The sequence below is a fragment of the Streptomyces sp. NBC_00667 genome (genome assembly GCF_036226825.1).
Taxonomy (GTDB): Bacteria; Actinomycetota; Actinomycetes; order Streptomycetales; family Streptomycetaceae; genus Streptomyces.
On record NZ_CP109022.1, the window covers coordinates 4856868 to 4876414 of the forward strand.

Annotated in this window: 17 protein-coding genes; 12 read left to right on the forward strand and 5 right to left on the reverse strand. The window is 71.8% G+C overall.

All coding sequences use genetic code 11. The features are described from left to right. Positions 1-2: 2 nt before the first annotated feature. From rpmF to mutM, 3 genes are all read left to right on the forward strand, one after another. Positions 3-176 carry a 50S ribosomal protein L32 gene (rpmF, locus tag OHA81_RS22635; RefSeq protein WP_003965982.1) on the forward strand — a complete coding sequence of 58 codons (174 nt, stop codon included), beginning with the start codon at positions 3-5 and terminating at the stop codon, positions 174-176. 19 nt (positions 177-195) lie between these two features. Next, positions 196-1056, forward strand: a complete 861-nt coding sequence (gene rnc / locus OHA81_RS22640; RefSeq protein WP_329198645.1) for a ribonuclease III — start codon at positions 196-198, stop codon at positions 1054-1056. 179 nt (positions 1057-1235) lie between these two features. Beyond that, positions 1236-2105: a bifunctional DNA-formamidopyrimidine glycosylase/DNA-(apurinic or apyrimidinic site) lyase gene (gene mutM / locus OHA81_RS22645; protein WP_329198647.1), complete on the forward strand. Its 870-nt coding sequence runs from the start codon at positions 1236-1238 to the stop codon at positions 2103-2105. Here the strand turns inward: mutM and OHA81_RS22650 are convergent. Further along, positions 2078-2482, reverse strand: a complete 405-nt coding sequence (locus OHA81_RS22650; RefSeq protein WP_329198649.1) for a winged helix-turn-helix transcriptional regulator — start codon at positions 2480-2482, stop codon at positions 2078-2080. The genes mutM and OHA81_RS22650 overlap by 28 nt on opposite strands. 141 nt (positions 2483-2623) lie before the next feature. On the opposite strand from OHA81_RS22650, the gene OHA81_RS22655 reads away from it, so the two are divergent. Beyond that, a complete protein-coding gene (locus OHA81_RS22655; RefSeq protein ID WP_329198651.1) occupies positions 2624-3226 on the forward strand; it encodes a flavodoxin family protein in 603 nt (200 codons plus the stop codon). A 61-nt stretch (positions 3227-3287) separates the two neighbouring features. Here OHA81_RS22655 and OHA81_RS22660 read toward each other — a convergent pair whose 3' ends face one another. Further along, on the reverse strand, positions 3288-4157 hold the full coding sequence (locus OHA81_RS22660) for a CAP domain-containing protein (RefSeq protein WP_329198653.1): 870 nt from the start codon (positions 4155-4157) through the stop codon (positions 3288-3290). A 129-nt stretch (positions 4158-4286) separates the two neighbouring features. Here OHA81_RS22660 and OHA81_RS22665 point away from each other — a divergent pair, with 129 nt between their 5' ends. The 4 genes from OHA81_RS22665 to OHA81_RS22680 all read left to right on the forward strand — a co-directional run bounded on the left by OHA81_RS22665 (position 4287) and on the right by OHA81_RS22680 (position 10901). Continuing rightward, complete coding sequence (locus tag OHA81_RS22665; protein WP_329198655.1) at positions 4287-4568, forward strand: acylphosphatase; 282 nt, start codon at positions 4287-4289, stop codon at positions 4566-4568. Between the two features lie 349 nt (positions 4569-4917). Beyond that, positions 4918-5127, forward strand: a complete 210-nt coding sequence (locus OHA81_RS22670; protein ID WP_136213338.1) for a hypothetical protein — start codon at positions 4918-4920, stop codon at positions 5125-5127. Positions 5128-5401: 274 nt separating this feature from the next. After that, positions 5402-9259: a chromosome segregation SMC family protein gene (locus OHA81_RS22675; protein WP_329198656.1), complete on the forward strand. Its 3858-nt coding sequence runs from the start codon at positions 5402-5404 to the stop codon at positions 9257-9259. 208 nt (positions 9260-9467) lie between these two features. Then, the gene (locus OHA81_RS22680; RefSeq protein ID WP_329198658.1) at positions 9468-10901 is read left to right on the forward strand and encodes a sugar porter family MFS transporter; all 1434 of its coding nucleotides are present in this window, start codon (positions 9468-9470) and stop codon (positions 10899-10901) included. 46 nt (positions 10902-10947) lie between these two features. Here OHA81_RS22680 and OHA81_RS22685 read toward each other — a convergent pair whose 3' ends face one another. Both OHA81_RS22685 and OHA81_RS22690 read right to left on the reverse strand, forming a co-directional pair. Further along, entirely contained in the window at positions 10948-11934 is a 987-nt protein-coding gene (locus OHA81_RS22685; protein WP_329198660.1) for an LLM class flavin-dependent oxidoreductase, read from the reverse strand. Between the two features lie 61 nt (positions 11935-11995). Then, positions 11996-13438: a cytosine permease gene (locus OHA81_RS22690; protein WP_329198662.1), complete on the reverse strand. Its 1443-nt coding sequence runs from the start codon at positions 13436-13438 to the stop codon at positions 11996-11998. A 135-nt stretch (positions 13439-13573) separates the two neighbouring features. On the opposite strand from OHA81_RS22690, the gene ftsY reads away from it, so the two are divergent. Next, positions 13574-14797 (forward strand): signal recognition particle-docking protein FtsY, encoded by a 1224-nt coding sequence (gene ftsY, locus OHA81_RS22695; protein WP_329198664.1) that lies wholly within the window; start codon positions 13574-13576, stop codon positions 14795-14797. A gap of 85 nt (positions 14798-14882) precedes the next feature. Here the strand turns inward: ftsY and OHA81_RS22700 are convergent, their stop codons facing one another. Continuing rightward, positions 14883-15551, reverse strand: coding sequence for a bifunctional DNA primase/polymerase (locus tag OHA81_RS22700; RefSeq protein ID WP_329198666.1), 669 nt, complete (start codon positions 15549-15551; stop codon positions 14883-14885). Positions 15552-15958: 407 nt separating this feature from the next. On the opposite strand from OHA81_RS22700, the gene nsdA reads away from it, so the two are divergent. The 3 genes from nsdA (at position 15959) to OHA81_RS22715 (ending at position 19547) form a co-directional block, all read left to right on the forward strand. Next, positions 15959-17482 carry a transcriptional repressor NsdA gene (nsdA, locus tag OHA81_RS22705; RefSeq protein ID WP_329198668.1) on the forward strand — a complete coding sequence of 508 codons (1524 nt, stop codon included), beginning with the start codon at positions 15959-15961 and terminating at the stop codon, positions 17480-17482. A 383-nt stretch (positions 17483-17865) separates the two neighbouring features. Next, a complete protein-coding gene (locus OHA81_RS22710; protein ID WP_329198669.1) occupies positions 17866-19212 on the forward strand; it encodes an ammonium transporter in 1347 nt (448 codons plus the stop codon). Beyond that, positions 19209-19547: a P-II family nitrogen regulator gene (locus OHA81_RS22715; protein WP_329198671.1), complete on the forward strand. Its 339-nt coding sequence runs from the start codon at positions 19209-19211 to the stop codon at positions 19545-19547. Before OHA81_RS22710 ends, OHA81_RS22715 begins: the two co-directional genes overlap by 4 nt.

Here is a 19547-nt window from a genome sequence, read left to right on the forward strand (position 1 = left end):
CCGTGGCTGTTCCGAAGCGGAAGATGTCGCGCAGCAACACGCGCCACCGCCGGTCGCAGTGGAAGGCTGCGGTCCCCACCCTGGTTTCGTGTGAGCGTTGCCAGGAGCCGAAGCTCCAGCACATTGCGTGCCCGAGCTGCGGCACCTACAACAAGCGCCAGGTCCTCGAGGTCTGAGCGGCTGGTGAGAGGCGCAATGTCTGAGCTGTCCAACGCTGAGAAGCAGGCAGACAGTAACAACGCGGCCTCGTCCCACGTGCTTCTGGAAGGGCGGCTCGGGTACCAACTCGAGTCCGCCCTTCTGGTGCGTGCGCTGACCCACCGCTCGTACGCGTACGAGAACGGCGGTCTGCCCACCAACGAGCGCCTGGAGTTCCTCGGGGACTCCGTGCTCGGCCTGGTGGTCACGGACACGCTGTACACGACCCACCCCGACCTGCCGGAAGGCCAGCTGGCCAAACTGCGGGCCGCGGTGGTCAACTCGCGCGCACTGGCGGAGGTCGGGCGCGGCCTCGACCTCGGCTCCTTCATCCGGCTCGGCCGGGGCGAAGAGGGCACGGGCGGCCGGGACAAGGCCTCCATCCTCGCCGACACCCTTGAAGCGGTGATCGGCGCGGTCTACCTCGACAAGGGCCTCGACGCGGCCTCGGAGCTGGTGCACCGGCTCTTCGACCCGCTCATCGAGAAGTCCTCCAACCTCGGGGCCGGCCTGGACTGGAAGACCAGTCTCCAGGAGCTCACGGCGGCCGAAGGCCTTGGTGTACCGGAGTACCTGGTCACCGAGACCGGACCGGACCACGAGAAGACCTTCACAGCTGCCGCTCGCGTCGGTGGTGTCTCGTACGGCACCGGCACCGGCCGCAGCAAGAAGGAAGCGGAACAGCAGGCGGCGGAATCCGCGTGGCGCGGTATCCGTGCCGCGGCGGACGAGCGGATCGCGGCGCAGGCCGCGGCTGCAGCCGCTCCGGCGGCGGCCACGGCCACGGCCGTGACCGACGACGCCACGGCCGTGGACGGCGGGGCGCCGACGCCCGCCGGTCCGGCGTCGGGCGCCTGACGCTTCCTCCTGACGTTTCCTTCGGGAACCACCGCCCGCCCCTGCCTCGCAGGGGCGGGCGTCCTGTTTTCCGGGGTCTTGCCCTCGCACCCCTCCTCCGGAGCCCTCGGGGGAGGGCCGGCGGGGAGGCCGGTAGGCTCGCGAGTGAGCCGCAAGAACGCACCCGTCGGAGGAACACCGTGCCCGAGCTTCCCGAAGTCGAAGTGGTGCGGCGGGGGTTGGAGCGCTGGGTGGCCGGGCGGACGGTCGGTGCCGTGGAGGTACTGCATCCGCGCGCCGTACGCCGCCACCCGGGCGGCGGGGCCGATTTCGTCGCCCGGCTGACCGGCCAGACCTTCGGCGTGCCGATGCGGCGCGGAAAGTACCTGTGGCTGCCCCTGGAGGGCCGGGACCTGTCGGTGCTCGGGCACCTCGGGATGAGCGGGCAGCTGCTGGTGCAGCCGACCGGAGCGCCCGACGAGAAGCACCTGCGGATCCGGGTGCGCTTCGCGGACGACGCCGGGACCGAGCTGCGCTTCGTCGACCAGCGCACCTTCGGCGGACTCTCGCTGCACGAGAGTGTCCCCGGGAGCGCCGAGGGGCTCCCCGACGTCATCGCGCACATCGCACGCGACCCGCTGGACCCCCTCTTCGACGAGCCCTCCTACCACCTCGCCCTGCGGGCCAAGCGGACCACCCTCAAGCGGGCGCTGCTGGACCAGTCCCTGATCAGCGGGGTCGGCAACATCTACGCGGACGAGGCGCTGTGGCGCGCGAGGCTGCACTACGAGCGCCCCACCGCCACGCTCACGCGCCCCCGGAGCGCGGAACTCCTCACGCACGTCCGGGACGTCATGAACGCCGCCCTCGACGTCGGCGGGACCAGCTTCGACAGTCTCTACGTCAACGTGAACGGGGAGTCCGGCTACTTCGACCGCTCGCTCGACGCGTACGGGCGCGAGGACGAGCCCTGCCGGCGCTGCGGCACGCCGATGCGGCGCCGGCCGTGGATGAACCGGTCGAGCTACTTCTGCCCGCGCTGTCAGCGGCCGCCGCGGCTGCCGTCGTAGGACTGCCGGGAGGCCAGGACCTCGGGCATGCTGCCCTCCACGAAGTGGATCAGCGACAGCAGCCGGTCGGCCACCTCCCGGCCGAGCGGGGTCAGCTCGTAGTCCACGCGGGGCGGGTTGGTGGGCTGGGCGTCACGGCTGACGATGCCGTCCCGCTCCAGCGCGTGCAGCGTCTGCGAGAGCATCTTCTCGCTCACGCCGGCGACCCGGCGGCGCAGCTCGTTGAACCGGCAGGGGCCTTCGCGCAGGGCGCCCACAGTGAGGCTGCCCCAGCGGCCGGTGACGTGCTCCAGGGTTTCCCGCGAGGGACACGTACGCGCGAAGACGTCGAACGGGAGGTCCGTGTACGTCGTCTCGGGGCAGAGGGGTTTCTCCATGGGAGCAGCGTACCCCTCCACAGCGCTAACCGAATGCTTGCGCTTTCCAAAAGTTAGTGCTTCTCTGGTGTTCGCCGCCACCGCTCCCCGCGGGGCGGGCGCCACGAGCACGTCCCGCGAGCACTTCTGAGGAGAACCGTCATGTCCGCTCTCGCCCACGCCCCCGTCGTCTCCATCGCCTACCACTCCGGATACGGGCACACCGCGGTCCTCGCCGAGGCCGTACGGGCGGGCGCCGCCGAGGCCGGAGCCACGGTCCACCTGATCAAGGTCGATGAGATCGACGACGCCCAGTGGGCGCTCCTCGACGCCTCCGACGCGATCGTCTTCGGCTCGCCGACCTACATGGGCACCGCCTCGGGGGCCTTCCACACCTTCGCCGAGGCCACCGCGAAGCGCTGGTTCGGGGACGTCTGGCAGGACAAGGTGGCCGCCGGCTTCACGAACTCCGGTTCCAAGAGCGGCGACAAGTCCGGCACGCTGGGCTACTTCCAGACCCTGGCCGCGCAGCACGCCATGAGCTGGGTCAACCTCGGTCTCAAGCCGGGCTGGAACACCAGCACCGCCTCCGAGAACGACCTCAACCGGCTCGGCTTCTTCGCCGGTGCGGCCGCCCAGACGCACACCGACCACGGTGTGGAGGACGTCCACAAGGCCGACATAGCCACCGCCGAGCACCTCGGCCGCCGCGTTGCGCAGCACGCGCGCGTGATCGTGGCGGGGCGCGCGGCGCTGGCCGCCTGAGTCCGCTCGGGGAAGGATCCCCGGGCGGAGGTGGGCGCCGGGCCGGGGCCGGGCGCCGGGGCTAGAAGCCGAAGTCCTGGGTCCACCAGGGGCCGCCGGCGCCGAAGTAGGCGCCGACGCCCAGGGTGCGGAACTCACAGTTGAGGATGTTCGCCTTGTGGCCCGGGCTGTTCATCCAGGCGTTCATCACCGACGCCGCGTCGCCCTGGCCCCGGGCTATGTTCTCGCCGCCGAGGCCGGAGATGCCGGCGGCCTGGGCCCGGTCCCAGGGGGTGCGCCCGTCGGGGTCGGTGTGGTCGAAGAAGCCCCGTACTGCCATGTCCTTGCTGAACGCCGCGGCCAGGGAGGCGAGCGGGGGGTTCGCCCGGACCGGGCCGCACCCCGCCTGGGCGCGCTCCTGGTTCACCAGGGCGAGGACGGCCGCCTCTTCCGAGGAGTGGCCGTCACCCGTCGCGGGGACCGGGACGACGGGCTTGGGCGCGGCCGGCTTGGGAGCCGCGGGCTTGGGTGCCGCGGGCTTGGGTGCCGCGGGCTTGGGGGCGGCGGTGGTCTTCACCGGCTCCGGGGCCTTGGTGGACGGCGAGGGCGTGGGCGAGGGGGAGGCGGAGACCGAGGGGGATGGCGAAGCGGACGGGGTGGGGGAGGCGCTGCTCGCTTCGGCGGAGGGAACGGCCCGGCCCGGCAGTCCGGTGAGGCCGCCCTGCTGCTGGAGGGAGCTCCCGGCGTCCGGCGTCGGCGAAGCCTTGGCCTCCGTCTTGGAGGCGGAGTCCGTACCCACGTAGGGGAAGGAGTCGCCGACCGGTACGAGACCGGTGGTGACGGCCGCCGTGCCGAGGACCACGGCCACGGAGACGCCCAGCAGACCGTTGCGCACGAGGGTGCGGCGCTTGCCGCCGCCGGGCGGTGCGGCGTGGAGTCGGTGGCGTCCCATCCGGCTGGCCTTCCTTGCAAGATCATCCCTAACACACCCAAATGGGTGAGTTCATTGGTGCGCGACTGTACGCCATGGGCCCAGGGGGGTGATGTGCCTGGAAAGTGATCGTCCGGTTAGCTTTCACGCATGAACGAAGACGTCCGGCTGACCGCATGGGTGCGCGGCCGAGTACAGGGAGTGGGCTTCCGCTGGTTCACCAGGGCCTATGCGCTGGAGATCGGAGGCGTGGTCGGCTTCGCACTGAACCTGGACGACGGCCGAGTGCAGGTCGTGGCCGAGGGTCAACGTGAGAATTGCCACCGGCTGCTGGACTGGCTGCGGTCGGGCGACACGCCCGGGCGGGTGGACGGAGTAACAGAGATCTGGGGCACACCGCGCGGTGGCTACGACGGTTTCGCCATCCGGTGACCGATCAGCCGATCATGGGCTGATCGGATCCGCGGGCGGGTCGCACCGCCTCGGAACTGCGGATTCCTCGCGGAGGCGTTGCCGCGCCCGGTGAAACGTGGAAGGCTCGGAGATGTGGACGATCTCCGCCTCCCGTGCCAGGGCAGGGCTGCGCGCCGATACAGGGCGTGATCGTGTTGACCGTCAAACTTTTTGGTGAGACGCTGGAAGCCCCGCGCACCTGAGCTGTTTGGCAGCGCTGACAGTAGTAAGCGCAGTGACTGACAGTCGCTGCCGGACCGCCGCGGGTGCGATTCCCTCACGACCCACACCGCTTCGGTCGGTCACTCAGTGTGGAGGACCATCCATCATGGCAAAGGCGCTTCTCGGTTACGTCGGCGGTTCTGACCCGCGACTCCTCGCCGAGATGCGACGGCTTCAGCAGCGCGTCCAGGACCTCGAGTCCGAACTCGGACGGATCCAGTCCGAAAACGACGCACTGAATGCGGCCGCCGCTCAGCACGGAGACACGTTGCTGGACACCCTCGACGTATCCCAGGCGGAGCCTGCGCTCACCTGATCCGCGCTCTCGCGTCGACGCTCGACTCCAGCAAGCACGATCTGCAAGGGACGCTTCGGCGTCCCTTCTTCCTTGCCGCCGCCTCTTCGCCGCGGCCTCTTCGCCCTCGCCTCTTCCCTTCCGCGGCCGTCCCTTCCTCTGCGCAGCCGTCCCGGGCCGGTGACCCGTGCGCCGATCGGGGGCACTGGGCCGGATGGGGGCCGTTTCCTTCAGCGTCTGATCTGCCCGAGACCTTCCGGGGCGAAACCGAAGGTGAAAGGTAGAGTCCGGCGGCGTGCACCTCAAGTCCCTGACCCTGCGTGGCTTCAAGTCCTTCGCATCCGCCACCACCCTGCGGTTCGAACCCGGGATCACCTGCGTCGTGGGCCCGAACGGGTCGGGCAAGTCCAACGTGGTGGACGCGCTGTCCTGGGTCATGGGGGAACAGGGGGCCAAGTCCCTGCGCGGCGGAAAGATGGAGGACGTCATCTTCGCCGGCACGACGGGCCGGCCGCCGCTCGGCCGCGCCGAGGTGTCCCTGACCATCGACAACTCCGACGGCGCCCTGCCCATCGAGTACGCCGAGGTCACCCTCACCCGGATCATGTTCCGCGGCGGCAGCAGCGAGTACCAGATCAACGGGGACACCTGCCGCCTGCTCGACATCCAGGAGCTGCTCTCCGACTCCGGCATCGGCCGCGAGATGCACGTGATCGTCGGACAGGGGCAGCTGGACTCCGTCCTGCACGCCGACCCGATGGGCCGCCGCGCCTTCATCGAGGAGGCGGCCGGGGTGTTGAAGCACCGCAAGCGCAAGGAAAAGGCGCTGCGGAAGCTGGACGCGATGCAGGCCAACCTCGCCCGCGTGCAGGACCTGGGGGACGAGCTGCGCCGCCAGTTGAAGCCGCTCGGGCGGCAGGCGGCGGTGGCCCGCCGGGCAGCGGTGATCCAGGCGGACCTGCGGGACGCGCGGCTGAGGCTGCTCGCCGACGACCTCGTCGCGCTGCGGGGGGCGCTGGAAGCGGAGATCGCCGACGAGGCCGCGCTCAAGGAGCGCAAGGAGTCGGCGGAGCGGGAACTCGCGGGTGCGGTGCGGCGCGAGGCGGAGCTGGAGGAAGCGGTACGTGACCTCGCGCCACGGCTGCAGCGGGCGCAGCGCACCTGGTACGAGCTGTCCCAGCTCGCCGAACGGGTACGGGGGACGGCGTCGCTGGCCGAGGCACGGGTCAAGTCGGCCTCGGCGCCGGTGGAGGAGGAACGGCGCGGCCGCGACCCCGAGGAGCTGGAACGGGAGGCCGAGCGGATCCGCGAGCAGGAGGCGGAGCTGACGGCGGCGCTGGAGGCGGCGTCGCGGGCGCTGGAGGACACCGTCGAGCACCGGGCGGAGCTGGAGCGGGCGCTGGCCGAGGAGGAGCGGCGGCTGCGGGACGCGGCGCGGGCCATCGCCGACCGGCGCGAGGGCCTGGCCCGGCTGACCGGACGGCTGGGCGCCGCGCGGTCGCGGGCGGGTGCGGCGCAGGCGGAGATCGACCGGCTGGTCGCGGCGCGGGACGAGGCGCACCGCCGGGCGGAGGCCGCGCAGGCGGAGTACGAGGCGCTGGCCGAGGAGGTCGCGGGCGGGGACGAACCGTCGGAGCAGGCGGAGTACCAGGCGGCGCGGACCGGGCTGGAACAGGCGGAGGCGGCGCTGGCCGCGGCGCGCGAGGCGCTGACAGCGGCGGAGCGGTCGCGGGCGGCGGTGTCGGCGCGGCGGGACGCGCTGGCGCTGGGGCTGCGGCGCAAGGACGGTACGGGAGCGCTGCTGGCGGCCCGGCTGGGCGGGCTGCTGGGGCCGGCGGCCGAACGGGTGCGGGTGGCTGCGGGGTACGAGGTCGCGGTGGCGGCGGCGCTGGGCGCGGCGGCCGACGCGGTGGCGGTCGCCTCCCCGTCCGCGGCGGCCGACGCCCTCCGCCACCTGCGCGACTGCGACGCCGGCCGCGCCACCCTCCTGATCACCCCTCAGCCCCCTGCCACGGTCCCGCCCCAGTCGGCCACCCCCGCCGCCACCGCGACCGGCGCCGCCCCCCGGGCCGCCACCCCGGGCGCAGCCCCGGCGCAGCGCGCGCCGGAGGGCGACCCCGCCGGCGACCCCGCCTGCGACGCCCCCGGCGGGCGGCCCCCGGCCGCCTCCGGGCCGCGCCCCAGCGCCGGAGGCGACGCCCCCGGTGAGATCGCCGGCGGGGCGGGCGTCGAGACCCGCGACGGGGCTCCGGCGCAGTCCGCGCCGCAGGCCGGTCCTGCGGCCCATGCCCCCGGCGGGGCCTGCGCGCCGTGCCCGGCGGGCGGCGTGCGGGTGGACGCGGGGACGCAGCAGGCCGTGCCCGCCGCGGAGTTGGTGGACGGGGACGCCGGGGTCGTGCGGGCCGTGGGGTGGGTGTTGCGGGGGTACGTCGTCGTGGGGACCCTGGCGCAGGCCGAGGCGGTCGTCGCCGAGCATCCCGAGCTGGTCGCGGTGACCGCCGACGGGGACGTGCTCGGGACCCACATCGCCCACGGCGGCTCCGCCGGCGCGCCGAGCCTCCTCGAAGTGCAGGCCGCCGTCGACGAGGCAGACGCCGAGCTCACCCGCCTGGACGCCGCCTGCGCGGAACTCGGCGCCGCCCAGGCCGCCGCGCAGGACCGGCGCCGCGCCGCGGCAGCCCTCGTGGAGGAGCTGGCCGAGCGGCGCCGCGCCGGGGAGCAGGCCAGGGCCCAGGTCGCGCAGCAGCTCGGCCGGCTCGCCGGGCAGGCCAAGGGCGCCGCGGGCGAGGCCGAGCGCAGCGCCGCCGCCGCGGCCCGGGCGCAGGACGCGCTGGACCAGGCCCGCCTGGAGGTCGAGGAGTGCGCAGAGCGGCTCGCGATCGCCGAGGAGACGCCGGTGGACGAAGAGCCCGACACCTCCTCCCGGGACCGGCTCGCCGCCGATGGCGCCAACGCCCGGCAGACCGAGATGGAGGCACGGCTCCAGCTGCGGACCCACGAGGAACGGGTCAAGGGCCTGGCCGGCCGCGCCGACTCCCTCGACCGCGCGGCCCGCGCCGAACGCGAGGCCCGCACCCGGGCGGAACGCCGCCGCCGCCGGCTGCGCCACGAGGCCGAGGTGGGCCGGGCGGTGACCGACGGGGCCCGGCAGCTGCTCGCGCACCTGGAGGTGTCGATCGGGCGCGCGGAGCTGGAGCGCACCCTCGCCGAGCAGGCCAAGGGCCTGCGGGAACGGGAACTGGCCGATGCCCGCGCCCGGGGGCGCGACCTCAAGGGGGAGCTGGACAAGCTCACCGACTCCGTGCACCGGGGCGAGGTGCTCGGCGCCGAGAAGCGGATGCGGATCGAGCAGGTGGAGAGCCGGGCCCTGGAGGAGTTCGGGGTGGAGGCGGCCGGTCTGGTGGCCGAGTACGGGCCGGACCAGCCCGTCCCCCCGTCGCCGCCCGCCGAGGGCGAGGAGCTCCCCGAGGACCCTGAGCACCCCCGCAACCGCCCCGGCCCCTTCGACCGCGCCCGCCAGGAGAAACGCCTCAAGGCGGCCGAGCGCGCGTACCAGCAGCTCGGCAAGGTCAACCCGCTCGCGCTGGAGGAGTTCGCGGCCTTGGAGGAGCGCCACAAGTTCCTCAGCGAGCAGCTCGAGGACCTCCGCAAGACCCGGGCGGACCTCCTTCAAGTCGTGAAGGAAGTCGACAAGCGGGTGGAGCAGGTCTTCACCGAGGCGTACCAGGACACGGCCAGGGAGTTCGAGGGCGTCTTCGCGCGTTTGTTCCCGGGCGGCGAGGGCAGGCTCGTCCTCACTGATCCGGACGACATGCTGGCCACCGGGGTGGACGTGGAGGCCCGGCCGCCGGGCAAGAAGGTCAAGCGGCTCTCCCTGCTCTCCGGCGGGGAGCGTTCGCTGACGGCCGTGGCCCTGCTGGTCTCCATCTTCAAGGCCCGGCCCAGCCCGTTCTACGTGATGGACGAAGTGGAGGCAGCCCTTGACGACACCAACCTGCAGCGGCTCATCCGCATCATGGCGGAGCTCCAGGAGAGCTCCCAGCTGATCGTCATCACGCACCAGAAGCGGACGATGGAGATCGCGGACGCCCTCTACGGCGTCTCGATGCAGGGCGACGGCGTGTCGAAGGTCATCAGCCAGCGGCTGCGCTGACGGGATCGTCGCAGCCGATCGCTGTTCATTCAAGAAGTGAAGGTCCACTCATCTCTATGCACTTCTGCCGGGGTGTTGACTTCATGAACTGAACACATAAGCTCTGCTCCGCTGCCTTTTCCCTTCGGGTGGTGCCGGTTCCCCACCTGTGCGCCACTGGAAGGAACCACCCCACCCGCCATCGCAGCCGGGCACGCAGGAGCAGACCTTGACCAGCAGCACAGAGCAGGCGTCGGCCTCGGGCGGCGGACGCGCGCCCCACCCCGACCACCTCGGGCACGTCATCTTCATCACCGCGGCCGCGGCCATGGGCGGCTTCCTCTTCGGATACGACAGCTCGGTGATCAACGGCGCCGTCGTCGCGATCCGCGACCGCTTCGACGTGGGTTCCGGAACCCTCGCGCAGGTGATCGCGGCGGCCCTGATCGGCTGCGCCATCGGCGCGGCCACCGCCGGCCGCATCGCCGACCGGATCGGCCGGATCCGCTGCATGCAGATCGCCGCCACCCTCTTCACCGTCAGCGCCGTCGGCTCCGCCCTGCCGTTCGCCCTGTGGGACCTCGCCATGTGGCGCGTCATCGGCGGCTTCGGCATCGGTATGGCCTCGGTCATCGGTCCCGCCTACATCGCCGAGGTCTCCCCGGCCGCCTACCGCGGCCGGCTGGCCTCCTTCCAGCAGGCGGCCATCGTCATCGGCATCGCCGTCTCGCAGCTCGTCAACTGGGGCATCCTGAACCTGGCCGGCGGCGACCAGCGCGGCGAGATCGCGGGCCTGGAGGCCTGGCAGTGGATGCTCGGTGTGATGGTCGTCCCGGCCGTGCTCTACGGGCTGATGTCCTTCGTCATCCCGGAGTCCCCGCGCTTCCTGATCTCGGTCGGCCGTACCGACGAGGCCAAGAAGGTGTTGGGCGAGGTCGAGGGTTCCGGCGTCGACCTCGACGCCCGGGCCGCCGAGATCGAGCACGCGATGCGCTCCGAGCACAAGTCCACCTTCCGGGACCTGCTCGGCGGCCGCTTCGGCTTCCTGCCCATCGTCTGGATCGGTATCGGCCTCTCCGTCTTCCAGCAGCTCGTCGGCATCAACGTGATCTTCTACTACAGCTCCGCGCTGTGGCAGTCCGTCGGTATCGACCCGAGCAGCTCGTTCCTCTACTCGTTCACCACCTCGATGATCAACATCGTCGGCACGGTGATCGCGATGATCTTCGTGGACCGGCTCGGCCGCAAGCCGCTCGCCCTGATCGGCTCCGTGGGCATGGCGATCTCCCTCGGTACCGCCGCGTGGGCGTTCTCCTTCAAGGAGGGCACCGGGGACAACATCACCCTGCCCGACACCCAGGGCACGGTGGCGCTGGTCGCCGCGCACTCGTTCGTCCTCTTCTTCGCCCTGTCCTGGGGCGTGGTGGTCTGGGTGCTGCTCGGCGAGATGTTCCCCAACCGCATCCGCGCCGCCGCGCTCGGTGTCGCCGCCTCCGCCCAGTGGATCGCCAACTGGCTCATCACCGTCACGTTCCCCTCGCTGGCCGACTGGAGCCTGTCCGGGGCGTACGTCATCTACGCGGTCTTCGCCGCGCTCTCGATCCCGTTCATCCTCAAGTGGGTGCCGGAGACCAAGGGCAAGGCGTTGGAGGAGATGGGGTAATCCTCCCCGCCACCACCCCTCTCCTCTTCGACAGGTACTGCCCCGCTCAGCCCTTGAGCCGGGGCAGTACCTGTTCGCACAGCAGCTGCAGGCTGCGCCAGCCCTCGTCGACGGGCATCCCACCGCACAGCGGGTGCAGCACCAGGTTCCCCGCCTCGCCCGCGCTACGGGCGTACGCCAGCGCCTGCTCCGGGGTCAGGACCCGGTACACGCCCTCCGCGCGCAGCTCCGCCACCGACCGCGCCGCCGAGCGCACCGCGCTGCGGATGTCCTTGGACTGCCAGGACGCGTACGTGGCCGCCTCGTGCAGGAAGCACTCGCCGTGCTCGGCCCAGACGCGGTCCGGGTCCTCGGCGACGTGCAGCAGCGGGGTCTCGGCGGCGGGCATCATGCAGAAGCCCTCCGTGCCGTACTCCGCGAGCTTCGACCGGTAGTACGCCTCCAGCTCCGGGAGGTGGGCGCTCGGGAAGAACGGCAGTCCCAGCCGGGCCGCGCGCCGGGCCGCCGCTTCGGAGCTGCCGCCGACCAGCAGCAGCGGGTGCGGCTGCGTGAACGGCCGCGGGGTGACCCGTACCGTGCGGCCGCGGAAGGTGAAGGGCTCGCCGGTCCACGCTTTGAGCAGCGTCTCCAGCAGCTCGTCCTGGAGCTTGCCGCGCCGGCCCCACTCCACCCCGTGCTGCTCGTACTCCTGCGGGCGGTAGCCGATGCCCGCGACGGTCACCAGCCGGCCGCCGCCCAGCAGGTCGAGGACGGCGATGTCCTCCGCCACCTTCAACGGGTCGTGGAGCGGTCCGATGATCGCCGAGACGGTGACGGCGATCCGGCGCGTGGCCCCGAACAGGGCGCCGGCGAAGGCGAAGGGCGAGGGCAGCCAGTTGTTGCCGGTGCCGTGGTGCTCCTCGGTCTGGATGGTGTCGACCCCGCGGTCGTCCGCGTACCGGGCCATCTCCAGCGCGGCCCGGTAGCGGGCGCGCAGGCTCTCGGGAGTGCCGTTCGGGTCGACCAGATTGAACCGGGCCACGGTGACGGGCATGGCGGAGTCCCCCTTCGCCGGTGGGATGCGCGGGCGAAGGGGGACGTTAGCTGACGTGGCGTCAGTTGGACAGGGATCCGGCGAGCGCCGGCTCCTGCGCCTCGCCCCCCGCCGCCGGCGCGGTCCGCGGCAGTACGGCGTACAGCGCGCCGGAGGTGAGGATGCCAGCCACCCAGCCGAGTCCGTTGCGCCCGGCCCAGCTGTCGGACAGCGGTCCGGCGAACCAGTCCACCTTGGTGAACAACAGGCCCACGACCAGCGCCGCGCCCCAGGCCGTCATGGCCTGCCAGGCGAAACCGCCCCGGTACCAGTAGGCACTGCTCGGCGTCGTGTCCAGCAGCGCGGGGCCGTCATAGCTCCCCCGCCGCAGCATGTCCACGCCGAAGACGCCGATCCACGCGGAGAAGGCCACGGCCAGCAGCGTCAGGAAGGAGATGAACGAACCGAAGAAGCTCTTCGCCACCACCATCAGCAGGAAGCCGAACACCAGACTGATGACGGCGTTGACGCTCACGGCCCAGGCGCGCGGCACCTTGATGCCCAGCGTCTGCGCGGTGAAGCCGGCCGAGTACATGGACATCGAGTTGATCAGCAGCATGCCGACGAGGGCGATGAGCAGGTACGGGACCGCCAGCCAGACCGGCAGCAGCTCCCCGATGAAGGAGACCGGGTCCGCGGCGCCGGCCAGGTCGGGGGTGCCGACCGCCATCACGGCGCCCATCAGCACCATCGGCAGGACGACGATCCCCGCACCGCCGATCGTCGCGCCGACCATGCCCTTCGCGGAGGCGGTGCGCGGCAGGTAGCGGGTGAAGTCCGGGCCGGAGGGGACCCAGCTGATACCGCCGGCCGCGATCGTGCCGATACCCGCGATCATCATGGCGGTGGAGCCGGCCGGCTTGTCGAAGACGGCGGCCCATTCGGTCGTCACGGCCAGGTAGCCGAGCACGAGCAGGCTGAACGCGCCGAAGAGGTACGTCGACCACTTCGAGCAGACCCTCAGCGCGTTGATGCCGAGCCCCGAGACCACGAACGTGCAGGTCACGAAGAACAGCAGCGTCACGACGATCAGCGGGGTGCCCGCCCGCACGCCGAAGAGCAGGTCGAGCACGGTCAGGACGGCGTAGGCGCCGCTCACCGCGTTGATGGTCTCCCAGCCCCAGCGGGCCACCCAGATCAGCGCGCCGGGGAAGAGGTTGCCGCGCTGCCCGAAAACGGCCCGCGAGAGCGCCATGCCGGGGGCGCCGCCGCGCTTGCCCGCGATCGATATCAGCCCGACCAGCCCGTACGAGACGACGGGCGCGGCGAGCGCGACGACGAGCACCTGCCAGATGTTCAGCTTGTTGAAGATCACCAGCCCGGCGCCCATGGTCAGCAGCAGCACGCTGATGTTCGCGGCGACCCAGGTGGGGACGAGTTCGCGGACACGGCCGCCGCGCTCGCTGTCGGGGACGGGCTCCAGGCCGCGGGTCTCCACCGCGGACTCTGCGGGCTCGGCAGGCATGTACGACTCCGGGGGGTGTGGGGAAGTCGTACATCATCGTATTTTCGTCCGGAAAAGCACAAATTGAGGATTCGCACCCCGGGCGCAGCTCCGGCTCACGGGCCCCGGGGCGGCTCACGCCATACTGGGTGGGTTATGGAAATCCTCATTCTCGCTGTAGTCATCGCCCTGGTCGCGGTCGGCGCGATCAGCGGGCTCGTGGTCAGCAGCCGCAAGAAGAAGCAGCTGCCGCCCACGGCGCCGCCGAGCACGCCGACCATCACTGCCCCGCCCGCCGAACCGCAGGTGGGCGAGGACGCCGCACCGACGGCGGAAGAGCCGCGCCGCACGATCGAGGAGGTCGAGCTCCCCGACGCGCAGACCGCCGTCGAGTCGCCGGTCGCCGTCGAGGACCCCGTGGTCGGGCTGGCGCCCGCCCCCGAGATCGAGGTGCCCGAGCCCACCGCCGGCCGCCTGGTCCGGCTGCGCGCGCGGCTCGCCCGTTCGCAGAACTCGCTCGGCAAGGGGCTGCTCACGCTGCTCTCCCGCGAGCACCTCGACGAGGACACCTGGGAGGAGATCGAGGAGACGCTCCTCATCGCCGACGTCGGTGTCGTCCCGACCCAGGAACTGGTCGACCGGCTCCGTGAGCGGGTCCGGGTGCTCGGCACCCGCACCCCCGCCGAACTGCGCACGCTGTTGAAGGAGGAGCTGCTGACCCTGGTCGGCACCGACTTCGACCGCGCGGTGAAGACCGAGAGCGGCGTCGACACCCCCGGCGTCGTGATGGTCGTCGGCGTCAACGGCACCGGCAAGACCACGACCACCGGCAAGCTGGCCCGGGTGCTGGTCGCCGACGGCCGCAGCGTCGTGCTCGGCGCGGCCGACACCTTCCGCGCCGCCGCCGCCGACCAGCTGCAGACCTGGGGCGACCGGGTCGGCGCCCGCACCATCCGCGGCCCCGAGGGGGGCGACCCCGCCTCGATCGCCTACGACGCGGTCAAGGAGGGCATCGCCGAGGGTGCGGACGTCGTGCTCATCGACACCGCCGGCCGGCTGCACACCAAGACCGGGCTCATGGACGAGCTCGGCAAGGTCAAGCGCGTCGTGGAGAAGCACGGGCCGCTGGACGAGGTCCTGCTGGTCCTGGACGCGACCACCGGGCAGAACGGCCTGACCCAGGCGCGCGTGTTCGCCGAGGTCGTGGACATCACCGGCATCGTGCTGACCAAGCTCGACGGCACCGCGAAGGGCGGCATCGTCGTGGCCGTCCAGCGCGAGCTGGGCGTCCCGGTCAAGCTCATCGGCCTCGGCGAGGGCCCGGACGACCTGGCCCCCTTCGAGCCCCAGGCGTTCGTCGACGCCCTGATCGGCGACTGAGGGCCCGCGCCCGCACCGCCGTACGCTCGCAGCCAGTGCCCCCGCATCCGGTCCGGACGCGGGGGCACTGGTCTGCGGACGGGGTTCAGCGGCGGAAGCGGTGGCAGATGTACGCGAGCGTCCCGAGCAGCAGCCGGGCCTGCGGCGGGCCGCCCACGCAGTCGAGCGCGGGCGCGCGCAGCCACAGCGCCGGGCCGAGGCCCGCGTGGTCGGAGGGCGGGGCCGTCAGGAAGGCACCGGTCCCCAGGGCGCGCAGGTCCAGATCGGCGTCGTCCCAGCCCATCCGGTAGAGCAGCTGCGGCAGCCCGGCCGACGCCCCCGGCGCCACGAAGAACTGCGCGCGGCCGTCCGGGGTCACGGTGACCGGTCCGAGCGGCAGGCCCATCCGCTCCAGCCGGACCAGCGCGCGCCGGCCGGCCTCCTCGGACACCTCGATGACGTCGAAGACGCGGCCGACGGGGAGCAGGACCGCGGCGCCCGGGTATTCGTCCCAGATCTCGGCGACCTCGTCCAGGGTCGCCCCCGCGGGCACGGTGGGGGCGAAGTCCAGCGGGTGCGCCCCCGGCGCGGGGCAATTCGTATGACCGCAGGAGCAGTCACGGCCGGGCGCCGCGGCGCGGGCGCCGGGGACCGCGTCCCAGCCCCACAGTCCGGTGTACTCCGCTACCGCCGTGCACTCCGAGGCCCGTCCGCGCCGCCGCGAGCCGGAACGGAACTCCTTGGTGCTGCGGCTGATGCCGATCGTGAAGCCCATGCCCATGCCCCCTCCAACGGGTCGGACGCGCCGGTGGTTACGACGCCGGCGAGACCTGCTGTCCGGTGGGGCGGGGGTGCGGCTCGCCTCCGGGCCGCCCGGCGCACTCCTCGCCGCGCGCGCCCCGGCCGCACTCCCGTCCAACCATTCCGTTTCGCCTTCCTGTCAAGTGAATCGCGCCTGGCCGGTGGCGAGTTCATTCGAAGGGGTGGCGAATGGTGGCGTTTCCACGGCCCGCCTCGCGCGAGGGGTGATCGTAGGATTACTTTCGGTGCACGAACCCCGTCGGCAAGCCCATCCGTGGTTATGCCGGAGGCAATGGGTGAAGGACTTGTGAAGTCCCTGGCGGCGACCGCCGAACCGGCCAGGGTTTGTGCGGAAGAGGCTTAACGGATGGGGGCGTTCCAGTGAGCGGCAACGGCGCAAGCGGAACGAACGGGCAGTCGCCCGCGCCTTCGGAGGCGTCCTGCGAGACGGTCGTCCGCAACGAGCAGTTGACCTCCTGGTTCGTGCGCAGCGGCTGGTCCAAGGGCGAACTCGCCCGCCAGGTCAACCGCCGGGCCCGCCAGATGGGCGCCCACCACATCAGCACCGACACCTCGCGCGTGCGGCGCTGGCTCGACGGCGAACAGCCCCGCGAACCCGTCCCGCGCATCCTGTCCGAACTGTTCTCCGAACGCTTCGGCTCCGTCGTCGCCATCGAACAGCTCGGCCTGCGCACCGCGCACCAGACCCCCTCCGTGTCCGGCGTCGACCTGCCCTGGGCCGGACCGCAGACCGTCGAGCTGCTCAGCGAGTTCTCCCGCAGCGACCTGATGCTCGCCCGCCGCGGCTTCCTCGGGACCTCGCTCGCCCTTTCCGCAGGTCCCGCCCTCATCGAGCCCATGCAGCGCTGGCTCGTGCCGGTCCCGGCCGCCGACCCCGGATCGCGCACCGAGAGCGGGCCCGCGGCCCTCGCGGGCTACCGGCCGGCCGGGCTCTCCGATCCGGAACTCGACCTGCTCGAAGCCACCACCGTGATGTTCCGCCAGTGGGACGCCCAGTGCGGCGGTGGTCTGCGCCGCAAGGCGGTCGTCGGACAGCTCCACGAGGTCACCGACCTGCTCCAGGAGAGCCACCCGGCCCCCGTGATGAAACGACTGTTCAAGGTCGCGGCCGAACTCGCCGAACTGGCCGGCTGGATGAGCTACGACATCGGACTGCACCCCACCGCGCAGAAGTACTTCGTCCTCGCGCTGCACGCCGCCAAGGAGGGCGGTGACAAGCCCCTCGGCTCGTACATCCTCTCCAACATGGGCCGCCAGATGATCCACCTCGGACGCCCCGAGGACGCCCTGGAACTCATCCACCTCGCCCAGTACGGAAGCCGCGACTGCGCCGGGCCCCGCACCCAGGCCATGCTGTATGCGATGGAGGCCCGCGCCTACGCCAACATGGGCCAGCCCAGCCGCTGCAAGCGCGCCGTGCGGATGGCCGAGGACACCTTCGGCGACGTCGGTCTCGGCGGCGACGAGCCCGAGCCCGACTGGATCCGTTTCTTCTCCGAAGCCGAGCTCAACGGCGAGAACTCCCACTCCTACCGGGACCTGGCGTACGTGGCCGGGCGCAGCCCCACCTACGCCTCCCTCGCCGAACCCGTCATGGAACGGGCCGTCGAGCTGTTCGCCAAGGACCCCGAGCACCAGCGCTCGTACGCCCTGAACCTCATCGGCATGGCCACCGTCCACCTCCTCCAGCGCGAGCCCGAGCAGGCGACCGTCCTGGTCGACCAGGCCCTGGACGTGGCGCGAAAAGTACGGTCCGAACGGGTGAACACCCGCCTGCGCAAGACCGTCGACACCGCGGCCCGTGAGTACGGCGACGTCGCCGACGTGGTCAGGCTGACCGACCACCTCGCCTCCCGGCTCCCCGAAGCCGCGGAGGCCGTCTGACGGCCCTGGCAGCCGTCCCTTCGAAGCCCCGGCCGCGGCGGCCGACCCCGTGAAGCCCGAACAGGCTCCCCCAGCCAGGCCACCCGGGTCCCCGCCGCGGCCGGCCTGCCTTTGTGCCTGAACCGGCGCAGCTCTCGCGGAGGCGCCGGCTCGCCGTCGTGGCTCCTCACATGATGCTTGCCGTGTTCATCGTGCCGTAACAGCCCGGACGTCTTCGTCACGGCGGCGAAACATCGAGCGGTGGCGCCGGAAACCGGGCTGCGCGAATCTCAGGGTCATTAACCGGCCAGCCTCTAGGCCCACACCAGCAGGCCTTATGCCCCGCGCCGCTTAGGTAGCCACGATCGCCCGCACGCGAACGTACCGACGACGAGGAGACGCCGATGGCATCAGCCATCACGACCCTCGCGGCAGACGCCCCGGCCCTGTCTGCCGCGAACACCGGGTTCATGCTCATCTGCTCCGCCCTGGTCATGCTGATGACCCCGGGACTGGCCTTCTTCTACGGGGGCATGGTCCGCGTCAAGAGCAGCCTCAACATGCTCATGATGAGCTTCATCAGCCTCGGGATCGTCACGATCCTGTGGGTCCTCTACGGATTCAGCCTCGCCTTCGGGACCGACGCGGGCTCGCTCATCGGATGGAACTCCGACTACGTCGGACTCAGCGGCATCGGCATCACCGAGCTCTGGGACGGCTACACCATCCCGGTCTACGTCTTCGCCGTCTTCCAGCTGATGTTCGCCGTCATCACCCCGGCCCTGATCAGCGGCGCCCTCGCCGACCGCGTCAAGTTCAGCGCCTGGGCCCTGTTCACCGCCCTGTGGGTGAGCCTCGTCTACTTCCCCGTCGCCCACTGGGTCTGGGGCACCGGCGGCTGGCTCTTCAAGCTCGGCGTCATCGACTTCGCGGGCGGCACCGCCGTCCACATCAACGCCGGCGCCGCCGCCCTCGGCGTGATCCTCGTCATCGGCAAGCGCGTGGGCTTCAAGAAGGACCTGATGCGCCCGCACAGCCTCCCGCTGGTCATGCTCGGGGCCGGTCTCCTCTGGTTCGGCTGGTTCGGCTTCAACGCCGGCTCCTGGCTCGGCAACGACGACGGCGTCGGCGCCGTCATGTTCGTCAACACCCAGGTCGCCACCGCCGCCGCCATGCTCGCCTGGCTCGGCTACGAGAAGCTGCGCCACGGCTCCTTCACCACCCTGGGCGCCGCGTCCGGCGCGGTCGCCGGTCTCGTCGCGATCACCCCCTCCGGCGGCTCCTGCTCCCCGCTCGGCGCGATCGCCATCGGCGCCATCGCCGGCGTCGTCTGCGCCATGGCCGTCGGCCTCAAGTACAGGTTCAACTTCGACGACTCCCTCGACGTGGTCGGCGTCCACCTCGTCGGCGGGATCATCGGCTCCCTCCTCGTCGGCCTCTTCGCCACCGGAGGCGTCCAGTCCGACGCCAAGGGCCTCTTCTACGGCGGCGGCCTGGACCAGCTCGGCAAGCAGGCCATCGGCGTCTTCGCCGTCCTCGCCTACTCTCTCCTCGCCTCCGCACTCCTCGCCTTCCTGCTCGACAAGACGATCGGGATGAGGGTCACCGAGGACGACGAGGTCTCGGGCATCGACCAGGTCGAGCACGCCGAGACCGCCTACGACTTCAGCGGGGCGGGCGGCGGCGCCTCCTCCCGGAGCACCGCCGTACCCGCCCACGCCGCCGCCGCGACCAAGAAGGTTGACGCATGAAGCTGATCACCGCGATCGTCAAGCCGCACCGCCTCGACGAGATCAAGGACGCCCTCCAGCGGTTCGGGGTCCAGGGACTGACCGTCTCCGAGGCCAGTGGCTACGGCCGCCAGCGCGGCCACACCGAGGTCTACCGCGGCGCCGAGTACACCGTGGACCTCGTACCGAAGATCCGCATCGAGGTCGTCGTCGAGGACGACACGGCCGAGGACGTGATGAACGTGCTGGTCACCGCGGCGCACACCGGCAAGATCGGTGACGGCAAGGTGTGGAGCGTCCCCGTGGACTCGATCATCAGGGTCCGCACCGGCGAGCGCGGCGCGGACGCGCTCTAA

Excerpts from the sequence above, each read along its gene's own strand:
- OHA81_RS22710 (WP_329198669.1), top strand. The coding sequence starts at position 17,866 with ATGGCATCAGCCATCACGACCCTCGCGGCAGACGCCCCGGCCCTGTCT.
- OHA81_RS22650 (WP_329198649.1), bottom strand. The coding sequence starts at position 2,482 with ATGGAGAAACCCCTCTGCCCCGAGACGACGTACACGGACCTCCCGTTC.
- OHA81_RS22660 (WP_329198653.1), bottom strand. The coding sequence starts at position 4,157 with ATGGGACGCCACCGACTCCACGCCGCACCGCCCGGCGGCGGCAAGCGC.
- rnc (WP_329198645.1), top strand. The coding sequence starts at position 196 with ATGTCTGAGCTGTCCAACGCTGAGAAGCAGGCAGACAGTAACAACGCG.
- OHA81_RS22655 (WP_329198651.1), top strand. The coding sequence starts at position 2,624 with ATGTCCGCTCTCGCCCACGCCCCCGTCGTCTCCATCGCCTACCACTCC.
- OHA81_RS22700 (WP_329198666.1), bottom strand. The coding sequence starts at position 15,551 with ATGGGCTTCACGATCGGCATCAGCCGCAGCACCAAGGAGTTCCGTTCC.
- OHA81_RS22670 (WP_136213338.1), top strand. The coding sequence starts at position 4,918 with ATGGCAAAGGCGCTTCTCGGTTACGTCGGCGGTTCTGACCCGCGACTC.
- OHA81_RS22715 (WP_329198671.1), top strand. The coding sequence starts at position 19,209 with ATGAAGCTGATCACCGCGATCGTCAAGCCGCACCGCCTCGACGAGATC.
- OHA81_RS22690 (WP_329198662.1), bottom strand. The coding sequence starts at position 13,438 with ATGCCTGCCGAGCCCGCAGAGTCCGCGGTGGAGACCCGCGGCCTGGAG.
- OHA81_RS22665 (WP_329198655.1), top strand. The coding sequence starts at position 4,287 with ATGAACGAAGACGTCCGGCTGACCGCATGGGTGCGCGGCCGAGTACAG.
- OHA81_RS22685 (WP_329198660.1), bottom strand. The coding sequence starts at position 11,934 with ATGCCCGTCACCGTGGCCCGGTTCAATCTGGTCGACCCGAACGGCACT.
- ftsY (WP_329198664.1), top strand. The coding sequence starts at position 13,574 with ATGGAAATCCTCATTCTCGCTGTAGTCATCGCCCTGGTCGCGGTCGGC.